Below are 21,129 nucleotides of genomic sequence, written 5' to 3' on the forward strand. Positions count from 1 at the left end.
TGAAACAGTCGGCTCATAGCCCGCTGTCCCGCTGATCCATGGAAACCTGGCGAAGCACAGCTTCCCCGCCTCTTAACGCGTCCAAGACGCGCCGTCGCCGCTTCCTGACGAACCCCTGACATGCGCCCCGTCCGGGCTCTGTTCGGCGTCCGGGGCGGTCGCGAGGTCGAGGGTGTCCTCGCGAGCATCCGGCTCGTGGTGTTTCGTCGCGCCGAACAGTCCGCGCCCCCGCCCGCCCGCGGCCTCATGCGTGACCATGTGGACGTCGATGTCGCCGGAGAGTTCGACGGTGGTCTCGCCGATGCCGCGGCCGCTGAGCGCGCGGGCGAACCGGCCGTGGCGGCTGGTGCCGAGCACCAGCTGGGTGGCGTTCTGCGAGCGGGCGAAGTCCAGCAGGGCGGCGGGGATGTCGTCGCCGACCACCCAGTGGAAGCTTCCGCCGAGGCTCTCCACCAGGTCGCGCTGGGCGGTGAGGGCCTCGGGCGAGGCGTCGGCGAGCCCGTCGCCGTGCGCGACGTGTACGGCGAGCAGGTCGCCGCCTGCGGTTCGGGCGGCGATCCGGGCGGCGCGGCGGATCAGCGTGTCGTCCTCGGGTCCGCCGGTGAGCGCGACCACGACCCGCTCGCTGGTCTCCCACACCTCGCCGATGCCGTGCTGCTCGCGGTAGTCCCGCAGCCGCTCGTCCACCCGGCCGGCCAGCCAGAGCAGGGCGAGCTGGCGCAGCGCGGTGAGGTTGCCGATCCGGAAGTAGTTGCCGAGCGCGGTGTCGATCTGCTCCGCGGCGTAGACGTTGCCGTGCGCCATCCGGCGGTGCAGGCCCTCCGGGGCCAGGTCGACCAGCTCGATCTGCCAGGCACCTCGCACCACCTCGTCGGGGACGGTCTCCTGCTGCGGGACTCCGGTGATCTTGAGGACGACGTCGTTGAGGGATTCCAGGTGCTGGATGTTGACGGTGGTGATGACCTCGATGCCGGCGGCCAGCAGTTCCTCGACGTCCTGCCATCGCTTGGGGTGGCGCCCGCCGGGGATGTTGGTGTGGGCGAGCTCGTCGACGAGCGCCACCTGGGGGCGGCGGGCGAGCGCGGCGTCGAGGTCGAACTCGGTGAACTCGGTGCCCCGGTAGGTGCGGTGTGCGCGCGGCAGGGTCTCAAGGCCGTCGAGCAGGGACTCGGTGCGCTCCCGGCCGTGGCATTCGACGAAGGCGACGACCACGTCGGTACCGCGGGCCCGGCGGCGCAGGGCCTCGTCGAGCATGCGGTAGGTCTTGCCGACGCCCGGTGCGGCGCCGAGGTACACCTTCAACCGGCCGCGCCCGACCCGGGTCGCATTCTGCTCAACCACCGCGCGCCTCCTTGCCGGCCGGGGTCAACCGAGCCGCGCGAGCGCGAGGTTGAGCGTGACGACGTCCACCCGCCGCTCGCCGAGGAAGCCCAGGGCGCGGCCCTGGGTGTGGTCCCTGACCAGCTGACGGACCCTGGCCGGGTCGAGGCCGCGCGCGGTGGCCACTCGGTTGACCTGCTCATCAGCGTAGGCGGGCGAGATGTCCGGGTCGAGGCCGGAGCCGCTCGCGGTCAGCGCGTCCGGGGGCACCTGGCCGGCCGGGACACCGTCGAACGCGGCGGTGGCGGCGCGGCGTTCCTGGACGGTCCGGGTCAGGCCCGCGTCGTTGGGGCCGAGGTTGGAGGCACCCGAGGCCAGCGGGTCGTAGCCGGTGGGGCCGGCTGCCGAGGGGCGTGGCTGGAACCACTTGGGGTCGGGCTGGGCCTGCTCGTTCGGGTCGTTGGGGTTCTTCTTGGGCAGGTTGAAGTTCTGCCCGAGCAGGCTGGAGCCGATCACCTGGCCGTTCTGCTTCAGCTGCGAGCCGTTGGCCTGGTGGGAGAAGGCGAGTTCGGCGATGCCGGTGATCAGCAGGGGGTACGCCAGGCCGCAGACCACGGTGAAGACCAGCAGCAGGCGCAGACCGGTGAGGTGCAGCCGGACCAGGGCCGGCAGGGGACGTGCCACGGCGGGCTCCTTCGCTCAGTGCAGACCGGGGATGAACTGGACGACCAGGTCGATGAGCTTGATCCCGACGAACGGCAGGATCAGCCCGCCGACGCCGTAGACGCCGAGGTTGCGGCGCAGCAGCGCGGAGGCCGAGGAGGGCTTGTAGCGCACCCCGCGCAGCGCGAGCGGGATCAGTCCGATGATGATCAGTGCGTTGAAGACGATCGCCGAGGTGATCGCCGAGGTCGGGCTGTGCAGGTGCATGATGTTGAGGTGCCGTAGGCCCGGGTAGACGCTGGCGAACATCGCCGGGATGATCGCGAAGTACTTGGCGACGTCGTTGGCGATCGAGAAGGTGGTCAGCGCACCGCGGGTGATCAGCAGTTGCTTGCCGATCTCGACGATCTCGATCAGCTTGGTGGGGTCGGAGTCCAGGTCCACCATGTTCCCGGCCTCCTTGGCGGCCGAGGTGCCGGTGTTCATCGCCACCCCGACATCGGCCTGGGCGAGGGCGGGGGCGTCGTTGGTGCCGTCGCCGGTCATGGCGACCAGCTTGCCGCCGCCCTGTTCCTGGCGGATCAGGGCCATCTTGTCCTCGGGGGTGGCCTCGGCGAGGAAGTCGTCCACGCCGGACTCCCCCGCGATGGCACTGGCGGTCAGCGGGTTGTCGCCGGTGATCATGACGGTCCTGATGCCCATCAGGCGCAGGTCCTCGAAGCGTTCGCGGATGCCGTGCTTGACCACGTCCTTGAGTTCGATGACCCCCAGGACCCGGGCGGCCTCACCGGCGTCGTGGACGGCGACCACCAGGGGGGTGCTGCCGGCCGAGGAGATCCGCTCGACCAGCGTGCCGATCTCCTCGCCGGAGCGGCCGCCGTTCTCCTCCACCCAGGCGACGACGGAGCCGGCCGCGCCCTTGCGGATCCGCCGGATGCCCCCGTCCTCGTGCAGATCGGCGCCGCTCATCCGGGTCTGGGCGGTGAACTCGATCCACTCGGCGTGACCGATCTCGGCCTGGGTGCGGGCCCGCAGCCCGTACTTCTCCTTGGCCAGCACCACGATCGAGCGGCCCTCGGGTGTCTCGTCCGCGAGGCTGGACAGCTGCGCGGCATCCGCCAGCCGGCCCACCTCGACGCCGGTGACCGGGGTGAACTCGGCGGCCTGGCGGTTGCCGAAGGTGATCGTCCCGGTCTTGTCCAGCAGCAGCGTCGAGACGTCGCCCGCGGCCTCGACCGCGCGCCCGGACATGGCGAGCACGTTGCGCTGCACCAGGCGGTCCATCCCGGCGATGCCGATCGCCGAGAGCAGCGCGCCGATGGTGGTCGGGATCAGCGCGACCAGCAGGGCGACCAGCACGACGATCGTCTGCTCGGCCCCGGCGTAGGTGGCCATCGGCTGCAGCGTCACGACCGCGAGCAGGAAGACGATGGTCAGCGCGGCGAGCAGGATGTTGAGCGCGATCTCGTTCGGCGTCTTCTGCCGGGCGGCGCCCTCGACCAGCGCGATCATGCGGTCGATGAACGTCTCGCCGGGCTTGGAGGTGATCTTCACGACGATCCGGTCGGAGAGCACCTTGGTGCCGCCGGTCACCGCGCTGCGGTCGCCGCCGGACTCACGGATGACGGGCGCGGACTCGCCGGTGATCGCCGACTCGTCGACGCTGGCCACGCCCTCGACCACGTCGCCGTCGCCCGGGATGACCTGACCGGCCTCGACCACGACGTGGTCGCCGAGCTTCAGCACGGTGCCGGGCACCTGCTCCTCGGCCGGCGAGGCGGGCCAGTCGGCCAGGCGCCGGGCCATCGTCTCGGACTTGGCCCGGCGCAGCGTGGCGGCCTGCGCCTTGCCCCGGCCCTCGGCCACCGCCTCGGCCAGGTTGGCGAAGACGACGGTCAGCCAGAGCCACACGGTGATCACCCAGGCGAAGGCGCTGGTGTGGCGGATCGCCGCGTAGGTGGTGAGCAGCGAGCCGATCTCGACCACGAACATCACCGGGTTGCGGACCATCACCCGGGGGTCGAGCTTGCGGACCGCGTCGGGCAGCGAACGCAGCAGCTGCCCCGGGTCCATCAGTCCGCCGGAGACCCGGTGCGCGTCGTGCGGCTCGGCCGGCGGTTCGTCACCCGCGCGGGCAAGGGGAACGGTCATCTGTGCAGGCCTTCCGCGAGCGGCCCCAGGGCCAGGGCCGGGAAGTAGGTGAGGCCGACCACGATCAGCACCACGGCGGAGAGCATCCCCACGAAGAGCGGCCGGTGGGTGGGCAGCGTGCCCGCGGTCACCGGGACGGGCTGCTGCTGGGCCAGCGAGCCGGCCAGCGCCAGCACGAAGACCATCGGCAGCAGACGGCCGAAGAGCATGACCAGGCCGAGCGCGGTGTTCCACCAGGTGCTGGTGGCGGTCAGGCCGGCGAACGCGGAGCCGTTGTTGTTGGCCGCCGAGGTGAAGGCGTACAGGACTTCGGAGAACCCGTGCGGACCGCTGTTCAGGATCGCGGCCCGCTCGGCTCTGAAGGTCATGGCCGTGCCGGTGCCGATCAGCACGATCGCCGGCGTGGTCAGGATGTAGAGCGAGGCGAACTTCATCTCCCGGCCGCCGAGCTTCTTGCCCAGGTACTCGGGCGTGCGCCCGACCATCAGCCCCGCCACGAAGACGGCGACCACGGCCAGCACGAGGATCCCGTACAGCCCGGAGCCGGTGCCGCCGGGCGCGATCTCGCCCAGCATCATGTCGAAGATCGTCACCCCGCCGCCCAGCGGCGAGAAGGAGTCGTGGAAGGAGTTGACCGCGCCGGTCGAGGTCAGCGTGGTGGACGAGGCGAAGAGCGCGGAGGAGGCGATGCCGAAGCGCACCTCCTTGCCCTCCATCGCCGCCCCCGCCGCGTGCAGCGCGGTGCCGGTGTGCTGCCACTCGAAGAACGTCAGGAGCGCGGCCGAGCCCACCCAGAACAGCGCCATCACGGCCACGATCGCGTAGCCCTGGCGCCGGTCGCCCACCATCGTGCCGAAGGTGCGCGGCAGCGAGAAGGAGATCACCAGCAGCAGGTAGATCTCCAGCCAGTTGGTGAACGGATTCGGGTTCTCGAACGGGTGCGCCGAGTTGGCGTTGTAGAAGCCGCCGCCGTTGGTGCCGAGCTCCTTGATGACCTCCTGCGAGGCCACCGGCCCACCGGTGATGCTCTGGCTGCCGCCGCTCAGCGTGCTGACCTGAGCGGCCGCGTGCAGGTTCTCGACCATGCCCGAGGCCACGAAGACGATCGCGAGGACGACCGAGACCGGCAGCAGCAGCCGCACGGTCACCCGCACCAGGTCCACCCAGAAGTTGCCGACCCGGTCGGTGCCGGTGCGGTGGAAGCCGCGGATCAGCGCGGCCACCACGGCGATGCCGACCGCGGCGGACAGGAAGTTCTGGACCGCGAGCCCCGCCATCTGCACCAGGTGGCCCATCGTCGACTCGCCGGAGTACGACTGCCAGTTGGTGTTGGTGACGAACGAGGCCGCGGTGTTCCAGGCGGTCGCCGGGTGCACCGCGGGGAACCCGAGCGAGAGCCAGAGGTGGTTCTGCAACCGCTGGAAGCCGTACAGGAAGAGCACCGAGACCGCGGAGAAGGCGAGCACGCTGCGCAGGTACGCCATCCAGGTCTGGTCGAAGTCCCCGTTGACGCCGATCAGCCGGTGGACGCCGCGTTCGGCGCGCAGGTGCTTGGCGCTGGTCAGGATGTGCGCCAGGTAGTCGCCCAGCGGGCGGTGCGAGAGTGCGAGCGCCGCCACCAGTGCCAGCGCCTGCAGGAAGCCCGCGAGCGTGGGGTTCACCTCAGAACCTCTCGGGGCGGATCAGCGCCAGGACGAGGTAGACGATGATCGCGGCCGCGACGACCAGGCCCACGATGTTGTCGGCCGTCACAGCCGCTCCACCCCCTTGGCGATCAGGGCGAGGACGGCGAACACGAGGATCGTGATGCCGATGAAGGCAAGGTCGGTCATGGCAGGCTCCACCCAGTGTGTCGGTCCCCACGAGTCTGTACCGGGGCGTGAGGGCCCGCTCACTGTGCGTGGTCCATTGGGAGCAGCCGTCGGAGCCCTCCGCGGGTGGCCGGCGGTGGCAGGTCTGCACTTTCCCCTAGTCCGGAGTCCGTAGGGTCGTAACCCTGCGACACACCGATCAGGGCGGGCCGGGCACACGGATCGCACGCGTGCACAGGCGTGGAGGAGGGGAAGTCTTGCTCGTCGACGACATGGTCCGCCCAGCGGCCGGGGCGCCCGTCCTGCGCGTCGTGCGCGGCCGGGTGACCGAGGAGGAACTCGCCGCGCTCACCGTGGTCCTGACGCTCGCCCGGCGGCCCGCAGCGGCCGCGGCCGACGGCTGCGGCAGGCCGGCGGCCGTGGTGGCGCGGCGGGCACGCTGGGCCGGGACGAACTACCGGGCCCCGAGCGCCTGGGCTGCGGCATGACAGCGGCTCACAGCGGAGCGGCCGGGTGAGGCCGTACGGCCCGGCCCCGGCCGCACGGCCTCACTTGATGAAGTCGTTGACGACCTTGGGCGGCCAGACACCCACCTTGAGGACGCCCATGGAGTAGGCACGGGACACCAGCGCGGCCCGGTTGGGGACCCGGAGCTTGCGCAGCAGGCAGGTCACGTGGTACTCGACGCCCTGGCGGCTCAGGTAGAGCCGGGCGGCGAGCGGGACGGTGGAGACCCCGGCCGCGATGCCTTCGAGGATGCGTGCGTCGATCTCGCTCAGCAGCTTCTTGCGGTTGCTGACGACCCCCGCGTCCACGCTCTCCTCACGCCCGGACATCATCACCAGGATCGAGGAGAGTTCGGGGGTTCCACCGCGCACCGCGACGGCGGTGAGCGGGACGGTGAACGCCTCGTCCTCGGTGCCGACCGCGATGACCTCGGTGGCGAAACGGTCGCGGCGGCCCTCGACGAGGCCGGCGAACTGTCGTAGCAGCGGCTGCTGGACGCTGGGATGGACCAGATCGCAGAAGGTGCGGCCGCACAGACCCGCTGCGGAGGTCCCGAACTGCCGGAAGAACTCGGGAGTGGCCTCCTGGATCGTGAGTGTCCGGTCGAGGCAGGCCAGATTCAGGCCCGGCTGGTCGAGCTGCGGATGGGCCTGAGGCGACCCGGCGCGGTCGGACTCGACATGCGGCGCCACGGTCTGCGCCAAGTCCTCCAGGACGGGAGCGGAAATCCCCAAGGAACTCATTCCCCTTTACGAATTCAGAACACGGAACTCTGAGCCCGCCGCACCGGCGGCCATTTCTGCGGACCGCACGGTGGGCATGAAACAGAGCCTAGATTTACGCGGCTATTGTGGTCAATGCGCCAAGACCCGTTCGCCGCCAACCCCGTGGTCGTCCACCGGTGGGGTTCGGTCCGAACCCGTACCTTCGGCGGTTCGGTACGGTACGGTGCCCGACCTACCGCCCGGTACGCCTGTGACCAGCGCAAATGTCTGCTCCTGCGGCCCGGCGCCGGGCAGCCGCCCGAAGGGCTCCGGGCGGGCGGACCGAACCGGGGTGCGGGGACCGAAGGATTTCCGCGGTTCTGCTCACCGGGCAGCCGGCGGTACTTGGCCGAGGATCGCGACCAGCTCACGCCGACCGGATATCCCGAGCTTCCGATAGGAATTCGTCAAATGCTTCTCGACGGCCCGGGAACTCACTCCGAGCGTCTCGGCGATCTCCTGATTCGTCAGCCCGCCGCCGACGAGCGTCCCCACCCGGCGCTCGGTGGGGGTCAGTACCGGCCCGCCCGTGGATCCGACCGGAACACCCCCGTCCGGGCCCGACCACGGCGTCCCGCAGAGCGCCGCGAGTTCGGCGGACTCGCGCAGCATCGCCTCCGCCTCCGCTCCCCGCCCCAGCCTGCTGCCCAGCGAACGCATCGCACGGGCGAGTTCGAGCTCGTTGGCCGAGCTCCGCAGGACCTCGACGGCCTCGCGCAGCAGCTCGGTCCCCGTGCCCGTCTCCTGCAGCCTGCCCTTCAGCCGCAGCGCGCGACCGACCCCCACCGGCGCACCCCACGACACGGCCTCGGCATACTCCTGCTCGGCGAGTGCCTGGGCCGAGTGCGTGTCACCGAGCCGGTGGGACAGGCTGATCGCCCAGGGCCGCCACGGAAAGAGCACGGGATTGCGCCAGCCTGCCGCCGCCAGCTCCCGCCCGCACGCCAGTGCGGCGTCCAGGGCCCGCTCCCGCCGGCCCTGTCGCGCGTGGACCGAGACCTGCAGGAGGCGGAGCATCACCGTCTCCAGCAGCCCCACCGGCGGGCGGCGGGCGGCTTCGGCCAGCACCCGCTCGGTCAGCACGGGGTCGCCCCCCTCCAGGGCGACCGCGGCGAGCGCGGCGGTGGCGAGCGCTCCGCTGTGCTGCCGCTCGGACGCGGCCAGGTCGAACGCCCGCTCGGCGTACTCCCGCGCCCGGGCCGGCCGCCCGCAGGCCAACCGGACCAACGCCTGCTCGGCGTTGCCGACCGCGTCCGCGCCGGTGCCGCCCTCCCGGCGGCTGCGCTCGCGCGCCGCCAGCCAGGACTGGCCGGACTGCGGCGAATCCGCGGCGACCAGCGCGCACACGACCAAGGGCAGGACCGCGTGCGCGCGCGCCGCGGTGGCCGGTTCGCGCTCCAGGATCCGGCCGGCGTGACGGGCGACCTCGGCGGCCAGCAGGCCGCAGCTGAGCGTGGCCGCGTCCAGCAGGACGGCCAGCAGCTCGCGCTCGGCAGCCGAGCAGACCGGCGGCTCGCCCCCCGGCCCGCGCAGCCGCTCGACGGCGGCGCCCAGTTCGCCGCCGTCCTCCCGGCCGCAGTACCGCAGCCGGGCCTCCAGCCGCAGGGCCACCGCGCGCGCCGATCCTTCGAGCAGCTCAGCGGCGCCGAGCTCGCCGGCGCCCTGCCGCAGCACGGCCACCGCCGAGGGGCTGAGGGTGCCCAGCACACCGGGCGCGACCCGCAGTGCCGCGGCCGCCCGGTCGGTGGCCGCGGCCAGCAGCGGCATCGCCTGGGCGACGTGCCGCTCGGCGGCCGACGGGTCGAACGCCTGCTCCACCTCGGCGAGTTCGACCAGCAACCGGGCCCGGTCCTCGTTCTGCTCGGCGCGCTCCAGCAGGGCGCGCAGCAGGTAGCGGGCCGCCGTCTCGGGCGCGCCGCGGCGCAGTGCGCTCTGCGCGGCAGCGCGCAGCACCGCGACCGACCAGGGGTGGCCGGCGGCCGGGACGGCCACCAGCTGGGCGGCGACCTGCTCGGCCGGGCGTCCGCTGCGGTACAGCAGGCTCGCCGCCGACTCCTGCCAGCCGGTCCGTTCCGCCATGGTCATCGCGGATTCGACCGCGTCCTGGACCACCCGGTGGACGAAGCGCGGTTCACCCTCCTCGGCCAGCAGACCGAGCCGGTGAAGAGCCCGCAGGGCCGCCGTGCAGCCGCTCGGGTCCAGCCCTGCCAGCGCGGCGACCAGTGCGGGGGCGTTCTCCTCGCCGAGGGTCGCCATCGCCGCGGCGACGTCGCGCACCGGCTGCGACTGGGTGCGCAGGCAGCCCGCCAGCCGATCCCGCAGGTGCGCGGGCCGCAGCGCGCGGGCCGCCTCCGCGTGGACGGCGCTCGGCCGGCCGCCCGCCGCTGCCAGGCCCGCCAGCACGCAGGTCAGCAGCAGCGGGACGCCCGCGGCGCTCTCCTGGCAGGCCCTGGCGAACTCCTCGTCGGCCGGCTCGCCGAACTGACGATGGATCAACTGCCGGGTGGCGCCGGGCGACAGCGGTCCGGGGCGCAGCACCTGGTCGGCCGCGCCCGCCACCTCGTGCACCAGCGGGTCACCCGCCATCCGGTCGCCGTCCCGCAGCGTGCAGACCAGTACGGCCCGCAGCCCGCGCAGCCGCTTGGCGAGGTGGGCGAGCCAGCGCAACGAGGCGCGGTCGGTCCACTGCAGATCGTCGACCAGGAGCAGCAGCGGCCGCTCCGCGCCGATCGCGGCCAGCAGCGCGTACAGGCCGAGCAGCACGGCCTCGGGAGCGGCGTCGGGCTCCTCGCCGGCCGGCAGGATGTCGTCGGTGACCACCGGCCGGGCGGCTCCGGCCTCGCGCAGCCAGCGTTCGCGGGCCGGGGCGGGGGCCGCGGCGAGCAGGCCCTCGAAGAGCTGGCGCACCACGCCGAAGGCGAAGTCCCGCTCCATCGGTGCCGCATGGGCGCGCAGCACGTGGACGTCCTGGCCGGCGGCGCGGACCGCCAGTTCGCCCAGCAGCGCCGACCGGCCGATCCCGAGCGGGCCGGTCACCAGCAGCGCGGACCCGCCGGTGGCGCAGCGGTGGACCGCCTCGCGCACCAGGGTCAGCTCACAGTCCCGTTCGAGCAGCATCCGCTGGGTGTCCTTCCATCTCACGCAGGAACGAGCGGAGTTCCTGGCGGCCACTGATCCGGAGCTTGAGGTAGGTGCGGCTCAGCCGGAGCTCGACCGTGCGGGTGGAGACCGCGAGGATGTCGGCGGCCGAGCGGTTGCTGTGGCCCTGCCCGACCAGGCGCGCGGTCTGCCGCTCGGTCGGCGACAGCGTGCTCCAGGCCGGGTGCTCCTCGCTGTGCGGCTCGCACGACCGCGCCAGGTCCCGGGCCAGGGAGCGTGCCCGCGCCGCCATCGGCCCGGCCGGATGGGTCGGGTCGAGCCGCGACAGTTCGGCGAGCGCCGCCGCGGCGGACTGGCTGCCGCCGACCCGCGTCAGCTCGGCGGCGACCAGCTCGGCCAGCGCGCGGGCGTGCACCGGGCCGCCCGGACCGGCCGGCCCCGAGCTCGCCGTCCGCACGATCCGGGCGAGCTCGGCCGGCCGGTCGGTCCCGTCCGCGGGGTCGGCGCAGAGCTCGGCCCAGGCGACGGCGATCGGCGCTGCCCACCGCCGGGCGAGCAGCAGTTCCGCACGGCTCAGGCGCGCCGCCTCCTGGTGGTCCCCGAGCGCACGGCAGGCCCGTGCGGCGAGTGAACGCCAGGGCAGCAGGGAGGGGTTGAGGTGATGGCGGCTCAGCAGGCGCCGACCGGTCTCGCGCAGCAGCTCCAGGGCCTCCTGCGGGTTCGCCTCGGCCGCGGCCACCAAGGCCCGGGCGAACAGCAGCTGGGGCCAGTGCGGACCGGCCTGCGCCGCATCGGGCAGCGGTACGGCGGCAAGGGAGCGCGCGCGGTCCAGCCGGCCGCACCCCAGCTCCACGATGATGCGCACCGCCTCCAGGTGGAGCGTGGCGGCAGGCCGCCCGGCCGGCCGCAGGGCGCGCTCGGCGGCCGCGATGTCGCGCTCGGCGGCCGCCAACCTGCCGCGGCGCAGCTGGAGTTCGGCCCGGACGGCGAGCACGGGCGCGAGGCCGATGCCGATCTGACGCTCCGTCAGATCGGCCAGGAGCGCGGTCAGTCCGGCGTCGGCCTCGTCGTGGTCGTCGGTCAGGATCAGGGCTCGGCAGGCGGCCAGGCGCGGCTGGAGCAGCTCGGCTCCGGGCGCGGGGGCCCGCCGGGACAGGGCGCGGCGGGCCAGCTCCCTGGCCTGCTCCCGGCCGTCGCCGGCCAGGGCGAGGCGCCAGGCGCGCACCCCGGCCTGGGCGGGCGAGGCCGGGTGTTCGGGCAGCGCGGGGACCTCGGGCGGGAACGACGCACCGCCGTCCGGGCCGCTCGGGTCGGCGGACCAGAACAGGGCGATCAGGTCCTCGCGTTCCGTCCCACTCGTCCTGGGCAGCACCTCGGCCACGGCCCGGCGCATCGCGTCGGCGTCGCCGCAGCCGAGGGCGAGGTCGACGCACCGGGTGCGCAGCGCCGCGGGCGTCGTCCGGTCGCGGACGATCCCGCCCAGTCGCCGGTCGCCTGCCTCGGGCACGCTCAACAGCTCGACGGCGGCCAGCTCCAGGGCCAGCCGGGCACACCGCTCGGGTTCGGTCTCCTCCGCCAGCGCCCGGACCAGGCAGCCGGCGGCACGCTCCCGCTCCCCCTGGCGCAGTGCGGCCCTGCTCGCACGGCTCAGCACGGAGCTCGCCCAGGGCGCTCGGATCGGCCGCGCGCCCAGCAGCAGGGCGGCGACGGCCTGGTCGTCCGCCGCGGCCCGATGGGCCAGTTCGGCTGCCGCGGCGTGCAGTTCGGCGCGCTCGTCGGCGGTCATCCCCTCCAGCACCCGGGCCCGGGCGGCGGGATCCAGCCGAAGCCGCGCGCCGCGCGGGCGGACGAATCCGGTCGCCGCCAGGGCCGCCCGCAGCCGGGCCTCGTCCAGCGAGGTCGCCCGGCCGAGCCGGCACACGGCGGCGAGGTCCAGCAGGTCGCCGCAGACCGCCAGCGCCCGCAGGACGGCGACCGTCTCCTCGTCCAGGCCGCCCAGCACCCGGGTGACGTGGTCGCCCAGCACGCGGCCGGCGACCGCCCGCAGTTCGGGGGCCCGGGCGGTGACCGGGCGGTGTCCGCGCGCGGCGAACTGCCGCAGGGTCTCGCACAGGACCGCGGGGTTGCCGTCGGTGACCGCGTGCGCGGCCGCGACGAAGCGCTCCTCGCCGGTGCCGCCGCAGGCCCGGGCCACCTCGGCGGCGGTGTCGGCGGGGCCGAGCCGCGCCAGCACCAGCTCGCGCACGGCGACCGGGCCCGGGGACGCGCCGGCCAGGCTGCGCCAGTCGGGTCCGGTGGCCGTGACACCGCTGCCGCCGGCCAGCACGGCCACCGGAAGGTCCGCCGAGCGGCGCACCAGCGCGCAGAGCCAGTGCAGTGACTCGGGGTCCAGCCACTGCGCGTTCTCCACCGTCAGCAGGGTGGGCAGCCCCCGGACCGCGGACACCAGGGCGGCCAGCCCCGGCAGCCCGCCGGACCGGTCCGACGAACCCCGCGAGCGCACCGCCGCCCCACCCGGCTCGGCCGGCTGACCCAGCAGTTGGCCGACCACGCCGTAGCCCGACCGGCACTCGGACCGGGCCGCGGCGGCCCGCAGCACCCGCACCCCGTGCCGCGGTGCCCGGCGGGCCGCCCAGCGCAGCAGCCCGTGCTGCCCGAAGCCGGGCGGGCCCGTGAGGGTGGCGACGGTCGAGCGGCCCGCCGCGAGGTCGGCGAGCAGTCGGTCCAGGATGCGCCGTTCGTCCTCCCGGAAGCCCGGGGCCGGATCCGTCGACGGCGTTCGCGCGCCCGCGACCAGGGGGGCGACGGCAGCGGTGGGTCCATGCATGGTCAGTTCTCAGGCTTTCGGATCAGCGTGCTGTTCGTCGGCGCCCGGTCGGCGCGAGGGGTCCCTCAGCAGTGGCGGGCGGGCAGTGCCAGGGCCCGGGGCGGCACCGTGAGCGCCCGGGGCGGCAGCGCCGAGGCCAGCGCGGCGCGGTGCCCGACCCCGAGCTTGCGGTAGACGCTGGTCAGGTGTGTCTCCACGGTGCGCACCGTGACGAACAGGGTCTGCGCTATCTGGCGGTTGCTCGCCCCGCCCGCCACCAGGGCCGCCACCTTGCACTCCGCGCCGGTCAGCATGTCGACCGGCGCGGCCGTGATCTCCCGCATCCGGCCACCGGCGGTGATCAGCAGCCCACGGGCCGCCCTGGCGAGGGCCAGCGCCCCGCAGCCCCGGGCGCGGTCGGTGGCGGCGCGCAGGTGCTCGCGCGCGCCGGCCAGGTCGCCGGTCGTCAGCAGGGCCCGGCCGAGCGCGTACTCGGCCCGGGCGTGCTCGGCGCGGGCGGGCGAGCAGGAGAGCCGGGCCACCGACTCGGCGAGCAGCTCGATCCCGGGCCGCCCGGGGGTGAGCACACCGCGGGCGAGCGCCGCCTGGCCCAGCCCGCGGGCCGTTCCCCAGCGCTGCGCCAACTCCTCACCGTGCTCCGCGAACTCGCGGGCCTGGTGCGGGCGGCCGAGGGCGGCCAGCAGATGGCAGGCCTCCGCCCACCACGGGGAGAAGACCGGGTTCGCCAGGCCGGCCGCCTCCTGGACGCGGCCGCTCTCCAGCAGCAGGCCCAGGGCCGCCTCGGGGTCACCGAGCGCCCACCGGGCCCGCGCCCGGGCCAGCAGGTACGGGTGGTAGTCCAGGATCGAGCCCTGCGGCCGCGGGCGGTCGATCCCGTCGAGCAACTGCTCGGCCCGCTCAGGCTCGCCCCGGTCGAGTCGTGCGTTGGCCAGCACCACGCGCGGCAGGGTCAGTCGCGCGCCACAGCTCTCCTCCCCGACGCTCTCCAGCACGGTCAGGGCATCGGCCATCGCCTCGGGGATCGCGCCGGTGGCGTAGCGCACGAGGGCTCGGCCGGACAGGGCCAGTGCACGGGTCCACTCCGAGTGGTCCCCCTGCCCGCAGCGCAGGGCGCGCTCCAGCGCGACGAGCGCGTCCTGCGTCTCGTCGACGAGCCCCAGCGCCATGGCCGAGGTGATCAGGGGCCAGCTCGGTGCGGCCGGCTCCGGTGTGTCCAGCACCCGCCGGGCGTGTTCGACCGTCACCTGCCTGGAGCAGCTGTAGAGGGCCGACAGCAGCGCGCTCAGGGCATGCCCCTGCTGGGCCTGCGGTCCGCCGGCGCCCGGCGCGGTCGATCGCGCGATGCGCTCGCACACCGAGGCGGCGGTGCTCCGGTCGGCGGAGCCGGTGATCAACAGGACGGACTCGACCGCCGTCCGCAGCTCGTCGTCGGGGTCGAGCTCGCTCCGCAGTGTGTGCAGGACCGCGGCCAGTTCCCCGGCCGCGGCCGGGGCCTGGTGGGCCGCCAGGCAGGTCATGCCGTACTGCACGGCGATCCTGGCCCTGGCCCGCGCGTCGGCGGCCCGGGCGAGCGCCTCGCCCAGCAGCGGAACGGCTTCCAGCGGGTCGGCCTGGGCCAGTGCGGTGGCCAGCCGCAGCCGCACCGCATCGTCCTGCGGCTCGGCCTCCAGCACCCGGTGCAGGAAGGCGGCCGCGTTGCCGGGGGCGCCGCGCTCCTCGGCCCGCTCGGCCGCCTCGCGAAGCACCGTGACCATCCACGGCTCCGGTGCGCCGGGCAGCTGCAACAGGTGGCCGGCGACCTGCTCGGCCGGGCGGCCGGCGTCGCTGAGCAGCAGGGCGGCTCTGGCGCGAAGGCCGGTCAGTTCCTCGGTGCTGAGCGGTTCGAGGACCGCGCGGCGCACCGCTTCGTCCATCGGTGCCGGATGCCGCGGGGCGAGCAGTTCACCGCGACGCAGCAGTGCCAGCGCGTCCTGGACCAGCGCGCCGGGGAGGCCGGCCAGCGCTCCGAGCAGCTCCGGCGAGTCCTCGCCGAGCACCGCCGTCACGGTGGCCACCTCGCGGATCCAGGACGGCATCCGGGCGAGCCTGCCGCGCACGGACAGTGCGATCAGCCGGCCGCCGAGCTCGGTGGCCCGGATCGCGCCGTGGGCGTCCGGCCGCACGCCCTCCGCACACAGCGCGCGCAGCAGCCGGGTGGCGCGGCGGGGATTGCCGCCGGAGCAGTCGCCGACGCGTCGGGCGAACGAGGGGTCGACCGGCACCCGAAAGGCCTGCCTGGCCAGGGCGCCGACCTGGGCGTGGCCGAGCGGGCCGAGGTGCACCGAGGAGAGCGCGGGCTGCGCGAGGAGGTCGGCCCAGGCCGCCGGCGCGGCCGGCTCCTCCTCGGCGCGCCGGGCGAGGAGCACCAGCAGCGGCAGGCCCTGGGCCCTGCGCAGCGTGAAGTCCAGCCAGCGCAGCGACTCTTCGTCGCAGGCGTGGGCGTCGTCCAGGACCAGGACCAGCGGGCGCTGCGCGGTCAGCTCGACCACGAGCGCGTGCAGGCCGTGCAGGATCCGGTAGCGCGATGGGCCGGCGGGCCGCTGCGCCACGTCCTGGTGACCGAGGCCGAGTCCGGAGAACAGCGCCAGCGCCGCGGCGTAGCCGGGACCGGCTGCGGCGCCGCGACCGCACGCGCCGTGCCGCACCGTCAGCTCCCGGCCGGACGTGCGTTCCAGAAAGGCCCGCAGCAGGAGGGTCTTTCCCATACCGGTCGCCCCGGATATCACCACCAGGGCGGCCTGGCCACGACAGGCGTCGGCCAGCCGCGTCTCGAGTGTTTTCAGCTCGTCAGTGCGGCCGACTATCGGGGTGGGCAGAACCGGAGCGGCCGCGCTGGTCATGAAAAGACATTCCCCCCATCGCCCCCGCGAGACGGCCCGGGACCGCTGTATTCCCGGGATGATTCCGAGCCGCTGCGCCACAAAGGCGTCGGCCTGCGTCAGATTACCCTCAGTCGACGACTCGAACCGTATGAGTAGTGTCAAGAATGGTCGGCGGAGCGAACTCGATCGCTTGTCCGAGCCGTCGGGGGCGGGCCCACCGGACTCGCGCGTCAGGCCCACGCCGCCGTCCTCGGAGGGCTGTCGCCCCGAGTCTAAGGATTTCCCGGCGCCGGGCGTGAGACCAAGTTCTGGTGCAGCCACCACGCCCGACCACGGCCATGCCCGAGGGAGTCCCGATGAGCACCACACCGCGGCCGATCCTGTTTGTCAGCCTCCCGGAGAGCGGTCTGCTCAACCCGATGCTGGTGCTGGCGCGCGAACTCGCCCAGCGCGGCACAGCCGACCTCTGGTTCGCCACGGACGAGCCCCGGCGCGCGGACGTGCAGCGTTCGGCGGGGCGTACGCCGGTGGAGTTCGCCTCCCTCGGCGAGGTCTTCTCCGAACTGTCGGCGGTCAGTTGGAGCGACGAGGTCTACCGCGAGGTCACCCAGTCCTCGCGTTTCAAGGCACACCGCGCGGTCATCCGGCAGTCGTACCGACCCGATCTCCAGGCCGAGAAGTACCGCCGGCTGGAAGCGGTGGTGGAGAAGGTCGGCCCGGCGCTGATGGTCATCGAATCGATGAGTTCCTACGCCGTCGACCTGGCGCTGACCCGGAACATCCCGTTCGTCCTGAGCGTCCCGTTCCTGCCGAGCAACGTGCTCACCTCGCACAACCCGTTCGGCAGTTCGTACACTCCGAAGAACTTCCCGGTGCCGCACTCCGGACTTCCGTTCCCGATGAATGCCGTGCAGCGCATGAGCAATCGGCTGTTCAAACTCCGGACACTGGCCCTGTTCGTCAACCCGACCATGGGGAAGGTCCTTTCCGAGGACGCCAGGATTCGCAAGGAGCTGGGCCTGCCGGCGCCCAGTCCGATGACCCGGATCGACCGGGCGGAAATGGTCCTGTGCAATTCCGTACCGGAGCTGGACTACCCCTTCGAGATCCCGGCGAAGATGAAGTTGATCGGGGCGGTGATGCCACCGCTGCCGGAGAGTTCCGGGCCCGAGGACGACGCGGGGCTCCGGGAGTGGCTCGACACCCGGTCCTCCGTCGTCTACATGGGATTCGGCACCATCACCCGGCTGACCCGGGACCAGGTCGGCGCGCTGGTGGAGGTCGCCCGACGGCTCGACGGCAAGCACCAGTTCCTGTGGAAGCTGCCCGAGGAGCAGCAGCACCTGCTGCCCGCGCGCGAATCGCTGCCGGGCAATCTGCGCATCGAGAGCTGGCTGCCCTCGCAGCTCGACGTCCTCGCCCATCCGGCGGTCGAGGTGTTCTTCACCCACGGCGGCGGCAACGGCTTCCACGAGGGCGTGTACTTCGGCAAGCCCCTGGTGGTGCGCCCGCTCTGGGTGGACTGCTTCGACCAGGCGGTGCGCGGCCAGGACCTCGGCATCAGCCTGACCCTCGACCGGCCGCAGACCATCGACCCGGGCGACGTGGTCGACAAGCTCACCCGGGTGCTCGGCGACCCTGCCTTCCGGCGCCGCGCCGAGCGGCTCGGGGAACTGCAGCGGGCGGCCGGCGGGCGCACCCGGGCCGCCGACCTCATCCTCGGCCTCCCGGCGCTGAACTGACGGGACGCCCGCTCGCCGGACAAGCCCCGGCAGACCAGGAAGTCGATGAAGCATCCAGCAAGTGAGGACCGAATGACGTTCAGGTACCCCGTTTCCCGGCCCGCCCTCGACGGGCGGGAACTCGAATATGTCACGAACACGATCAACGACGGGTGGATCTCCTCCCAGGGCCCGTACGTGCAGCGCTTCGAGCAGGCATTCGCCGACTGCAACTCGATCGCGTACGGCGTTGCCTGCTCCTCCGGAACGGCGGCGCTCACCCTGGCGCTGCGGGCGCTCGGCATCGGTCCCGGCGATGAGGTGATCGTTCCGGAATTCACCATGATCGCCTCCGCCTGGGCCGTCAGCTACACCGGCGCGACCCCGGTCTTCGTCGACTGCGGCGACGATCTGAACATCGACCCGAGCCGGATCGAGGAGAAGATCACACCGCGGACGAAGGCCGTCATGCCGGTCCACGTCTACGGCCGGCAGTGCGACATGGAGGCGATCATGGATATCGCGTTCCAGTACAACCTCAGGGTCGTCGAGGACTCCGCCGAGGCGCACGGCATCCGCCCGGTGGGCGACATCGCGTGCTACTCGCTCTTCGCCAACAAGATCATCACGGCCGGTGAGGGCGGCATCTGCCTCACCAACGACGCCAGGCTGGCCGGCCAGCTCTCGCACCTGCGCGCGATGGCCTTCACCACGGACCACAGCTTCGTCCACAAGAAGCTGGCCTACAACTTCCGGATGACGGCGATCCAGGCAGCGCTGGCGCTGGCCCAGGTGGAGCGCCTGCCCGAGCTCCTCGCCACCCGCCGCGACCTGGAGCACCGCTACGACCAGGGCCTCAAGGGCATCCCGGGGATCACCCTGATGCCGCCGCGCGACGTGCTGTGGATGTACGACCTGCGCGCCGAGCGCCGCGAGGAGCTGCGCGCCTTCCTGGCCGACGAGGGCATCGAGACCAGGCTCTTCTTCAAGCCGATGAGCCGTCAGCCGGGCTACCTCGCCCCGCACTGGCCCTCGCTCAATGCCAACCGGTTCGCCGAGGACGGCCTCTACCTGCCGACCTACACCGCGCTGACCGCCGCCGACCAGGAGTTCATCACCGACCGGATCCGTGCCTTCTACGGGAGCGCCGGGTGAGCGGCGCCGAACCCCCCGTGGTGGACTTCCCGCTGCGCCGGCCCGGTGAGCCGTTCCCGCCGCCGCGCTACGAGGAGTACCGCAGGCAGCGCGGTCTGGTGCTGTCCTACCTGCCCAACGGCAACAAGTGCTGGCTGGTGACCCGGCACGAGGACGTGCGCGAGGTGCTGACCAACCGCGGCATCAGCTCCAACCCGGACCACCCGGGCTTCCCCAACATCAGCGCCACCATGGGCGTTCCCCGGCAGGAGCAGATCCCGGGCTGGTTCGTGGGCCTGGACTCGCCGGAGCACGACCGGTTCCGCAAGGCCCTGATCCCGGAGTTCACCGTCCGGCGGGTGCGCGAGATGCGCCCCGCGATCGAGCGCACGGTCGACGAGCGGATCGACGCCCTGCTCGCCGCGGGGAACCAGGCGGACCTGGTCGCCGAGTTCGCGCTCCCGGTGCCCTCGTTGGTGATCTCGACGCTGCTCGGCGTACCCCCGGTCGACCGCGACTTCTTCGAGTCCCGCACCCGCACCCTGGTCGCCATCCGCGCCTCCACCGACCAGCAGCGCGACACCGCCACCAAGGAGTTGCTGCGCTACATCAACCGGCTCGTCGCGATCAAGGAGAAGTGGCCCGGCGACGACCTGATCAGCAGGCTGCTGGCCACCGGCACCATCAGGGCGCAGGAACTGTCGGGCGTGCTGCTGCTCCTGCTGATCGCCGGCCACGAGACCACCGCCAACAACATCGCGCTCGGAGTGGTGACGCTGCTGGCCAACCCCGCGTGGATCGGCGACGACCGGGCGGTCGAGGAGACCCTGCGGATCCACTCGGTGGCCGACCTGGTCTCGCTGCGGGTGGCCGTCGAGGACGTGGAGATCTCCGGCCAGCTGATCAGGGCGGGCGAGGGGATCGTGCCACTGGTCGGCGCGGCCAACCACGATGCGGAGGTCTTCGCCTGCCCGCACGCCTTCGACCCGTCCCGTGCCGAGCGCCACCACGTCGCGTTCGGCTACGGCGTGCACCAGTGCCTGGGCCAGAACCTGGTCCGGGTCGAGCTGGAGATCGCCTACCGCAGACTCTTCGAGCGCATCCCGACCCTGGAGCTCGCCGTGCCCATCGAGGAGCTGCCGTTCAAGTACGACGGCGTGCTGTGCGGGCTGCACGAGCTGCCGGTCCGCTGGTGACCCGCGAACCCGACCGGAGAAACGATCATGCGCATCACCGTTGACACCCACCGCTGCATCGGCGCGGGGCAGTGCGTGCTGTCCGCGCCCGAGGTCTTCGACCAGGACGAGGACGGGCTGGTCACGCTGCTCCGCCCGGAGCCCGGCGCCGAGGAGTGGGCGCGGGCCCGGCGGGCGGCCGGCCTCTGCCCGTCCCGCACGATCACCGTCCAGGAAGCCTGAACCCACCTACGACGTAAGGACCGACGATCCCGTGAACGGCACGGACAACTCCACGGCTGCCCTGTGGCTGCGGCGCTTCCACCCGGCTCCGGACAGCCCCGTCCGGCTGGTCTGCTTCCCGCACGCCGGGGGCTCCGCCAGCTTCTTCCACCCGGTCAGCGTCAGGTTCTCCCCGGACGTGGACGTGATCGCCCTGCAGTACCCCGGGCGCCAGGACCGGCGCCGCGAGCCGTGCGTCGAGGACATCGGCACGCTGGCCGACCTGATCACCGACGAACTCCTCGCGCTGGATGCCAGGCCCACCGTCTTCTTCGGCCACAGCATGGGCGCGGTGCTCGCCTTCGAGACCGCCTGGCGGCTGGAGCGCAAGGGCGTGCACGCACCCCTATCGGTCATCGCCTCCGGCCGCCGGGGGCCCTCCACCACCCGTACCGAAGCGGTGCACCGGCTCGGCGACGACGGGATCCTCGCCGAGCTGCGCCTGCTCGACGGCACCCAGGCCCAACTCCTGGGCGACGACGAGATCCTGCGGATGGCGCTGCCCGCGCTGCGCGGCGACTACCGCGCGATCGAGACGTACGGCTGCCCGCCGGACCGCCAGGTCCGCTGCCCGCTCACCGTGCTGACCGGGGACGCCGACCCGCGCACCACGCTCGCCGAGGCACAGGCCTGGCAGCGCCACACCACCGGGGCGTTCCGGCTCAAGGTGTTCCCCGGTGGCCACTTCTTCCTCACCGGCCAGCAGGCGGCGGTGAACGACGAGATCGCGCGCGAGCTCGACCGGGGATGACACCACATCGGCTCCTCGCGCCTCGGCTCCTCGCACCCCGTCAACACGACACGTGCAGGACAA

General features: G+C 73.2%; 14 protein-coding genes and 1 pseudogene. 6 read left to right on the forward strand and 9 right to left on the reverse strand.

The genetic code is table 11. The features are described 5' to 3' along the window. Nucleotides 1–234 precede the first annotated feature (234 nt). The 5 genes and pseudogenes from ACFZB9_RS24540 to kdpF all read right to left on the reverse strand — a co-directional run. Nucleotides 235–1,341: pseudogene (locus ACFZB9_RS24540) on the reverse strand (universal stress protein); the annotation flags it as partial. Nucleotides 1,342–1,365: 24 nt separating this feature from the next. Next, nucleotides 1,366–2,004 carry a K(+)-transporting ATPase subunit C gene (gene kdpC / locus ACFZB9_RS24545; RefSeq protein WP_391450446.1) on the reverse strand — a complete coding sequence of 213 codons (639 nt, stop codon included), beginning with the start codon at nucleotides 2,002–2,004 and terminating at the stop codon, nucleotides 1,366–1,368. Nucleotides 2,005–2,019: 15 nt separating this feature from the next. Continuing rightward, nucleotides 2,020–4,134, reverse strand: coding sequence for a potassium-transporting ATPase subunit KdpB (kdpB, locus tag ACFZB9_RS24550; RefSeq protein ID WP_391450448.1), 2,115 nt, complete (start codon nucleotides 4,132–4,134; stop codon nucleotides 2,020–2,022). Continuing rightward, a complete protein-coding gene (kdpA, locus tag ACFZB9_RS24555) occupies nucleotides 4,131–5,795 on the reverse strand; it encodes a potassium-transporting ATPase subunit KdpA (RefSeq protein ID WP_391450450.1) in 1,665 nt (554 codons plus the stop codon). Before kdpA ends, kdpB begins: the two co-directional genes overlap by 4 nt. Before the next feature lies 1 nt (nucleotide 5,796). After that, nucleotides 5,797–5,886 (reverse strand): K(+)-transporting ATPase subunit F, encoded by a 90-nt coding sequence (gene kdpF / locus ACFZB9_RS24560; protein ID WP_391450452.1) that lies wholly within the window; start codon nucleotides 5,884–5,886, stop codon nucleotides 5,797–5,799. Between the two features lie 316 nt (nucleotides 5,887–6,202). Between kdpF and ACFZB9_RS24565 the strand changes: the two genes are divergently transcribed. Continuing rightward, on the forward strand, nucleotides 6,203–6,433 hold the full coding sequence (locus tag ACFZB9_RS24565; protein WP_391450454.1) for an acyl-CoA carboxylase subunit epsilon: 231 nt from the start codon (nucleotides 6,203–6,205) through the stop codon (nucleotides 6,431–6,433). Between the two features lie 60 nt (nucleotides 6,434–6,493). Here the strand turns inward: ACFZB9_RS24565 and ACFZB9_RS24570 are convergent, their stop codons facing one another. From ACFZB9_RS24570 to ACFZB9_RS24585, 4 genes are all read right to left on the reverse strand, one after another. After that, complete coding sequence (locus ACFZB9_RS24570) at nucleotides 6,494–7,180, reverse strand: LuxR C-terminal-related transcriptional regulator (protein ID WP_391450573.1); 687 nt, start codon at nucleotides 7,178–7,180, stop codon at nucleotides 6,494–6,496. A 360-nt stretch (nucleotides 7,181–7,540) separates the two neighbouring features. Then, nucleotides 7,541–10,357, reverse strand: a complete 2,817-nt coding sequence (locus tag ACFZB9_RS24575) for an AAA family ATPase (protein WP_391450456.1) — start codon at nucleotides 10,355–10,357, stop codon at nucleotides 7,541–7,543. After that, a complete protein-coding gene (locus ACFZB9_RS24580; protein WP_391450458.1) occupies nucleotides 10,311–13,142 on the reverse strand; it encodes an AAA family ATPase in 2,832 nt (943 codons plus the stop codon). The genes ACFZB9_RS24575 and ACFZB9_RS24580 overlap by 47 nt, the downstream gene beginning before the upstream one ends. A gap of 65 nt (nucleotides 13,143–13,207) precedes the next feature. Continuing rightward, nucleotides 13,208–16,021 carry an AAA family ATPase gene (locus ACFZB9_RS24585; RefSeq protein WP_391450460.1) on the reverse strand — a complete coding sequence of 938 codons (2,814 nt, stop codon included), beginning with the start codon at nucleotides 16,019–16,021 and terminating at the stop codon, nucleotides 13,208–13,210. 338 nt (nucleotides 16,022–16,359) lie between these two features. On the opposite strand from ACFZB9_RS24585, the gene ACFZB9_RS24590 reads away from it, so the two are divergent. The 5 genes from ACFZB9_RS24590 to ACFZB9_RS24610 all read left to right on the forward strand — a co-directional run bounded on the left by ACFZB9_RS24590 (nucleotide 16,360) and on the right by ACFZB9_RS24610 (nucleotide 21,066). Next, entirely contained in the window at nucleotides 16,360–17,745 is a 1,386-nt protein-coding gene (locus ACFZB9_RS24590) for a glycosyltransferase (protein WP_391450462.1), read from the forward strand. Nucleotides 17,746–17,817: 72 nt separating this feature from the next. After that, entirely contained in the window at nucleotides 17,818–18,879 is a 1,062-nt protein-coding gene (locus tag ACFZB9_RS24595) for a DegT/DnrJ/EryC1/StrS family aminotransferase (protein WP_391450464.1), read from the forward strand. Continuing rightward, the gene (locus ACFZB9_RS24600) at nucleotides 18,876–20,054 is read left to right on the forward strand and encodes a cytochrome P450 (RefSeq protein WP_391450466.1); all 1,179 of its coding nucleotides are present in this window, start codon (nucleotides 18,876–18,878) and stop codon (nucleotides 20,052–20,054) included. Before ACFZB9_RS24595 ends, ACFZB9_RS24600 begins: the two co-directional genes overlap by 4 nt. Nucleotides 20,055–20,081: 27 nt before the next feature. Further along, the gene (locus ACFZB9_RS24605) at nucleotides 20,082–20,276 is read left to right on the forward strand and encodes a ferredoxin (protein WP_391450468.1); all 195 of its coding nucleotides are present in this window, start codon (nucleotides 20,082–20,084) and stop codon (nucleotides 20,274–20,276) included. A gap of 31 nt (nucleotides 20,277–20,307) precedes the next feature. After that, nucleotides 20,308–21,066, forward strand: coding sequence for a thioesterase II family protein (locus ACFZB9_RS24610; RefSeq protein WP_391450470.1), 759 nt, complete (start codon nucleotides 20,308–20,310; stop codon nucleotides 21,064–21,066). Nucleotides 21,067–21,129 lie beyond the last annotated feature (63 nt).

Source organism: Kitasatospora sp. NPDC008050 (assembly GCF_042957465.1).
GTDB lineage: Bacteria > Actinomycetota > Actinomycetes > Streptomycetales > Streptomycetaceae > Kitasatospora.